The sequence below is a fragment of the Streptomyces sp. GbtcB6 genome (assembly GCF_019091475.1).
Lineage (GTDB): Bacteria > Actinomycetota > Actinomycetes > Streptomycetales > Streptomycetaceae > Streptomyces > Streptomyces hyaluromycini.
This window is the reverse complement of the sequence record NZ_JAGXJL010000277.1, coordinates 1-274: the sequence shown is the minus strand read 5'-3', so window position 1 is coordinate 274 and position 274 is coordinate 1. Positions and strand designations below refer to the sequence as shown.

The window sequence follows — 274 nt, the reverse complement described above, 5'->3', positions numbered from 1 at the left end:
CTGTTCGTCAGATGCATCTTGGAAAATCTGGTAAACACCGGAATCAAAATACAGTGCACAGGAATCATCATACCAGTCAGAAAATAAGTCATCATGAGGCCCGATAATTTCCATCTCATCCTGCCGATGGCAAACGCTGCCATAGAGCCTATCAACAAACAGAGGACCAGCGTGATTCCACAGACAAAAATAGAATTTAATGTTGCAACGCCCAGTCTGCCGGCAGTCCATGCAAAGGTATAATTCTCAATCATCGGCCTCTCCGGCAATGCCC

General features: G+C 46.0%; 1 pseudogene. It reads right to left on the bottom strand.

What is annotated here, in order from left to right:
• A pseudogene (locus KVT45_RS55345) lies at positions 1-254 on the bottom strand (carbohydrate ABC transporter permease); the annotation flags it as partial.
• Between the last annotated feature and the right edge of the window lie 20 nt (positions 255-274).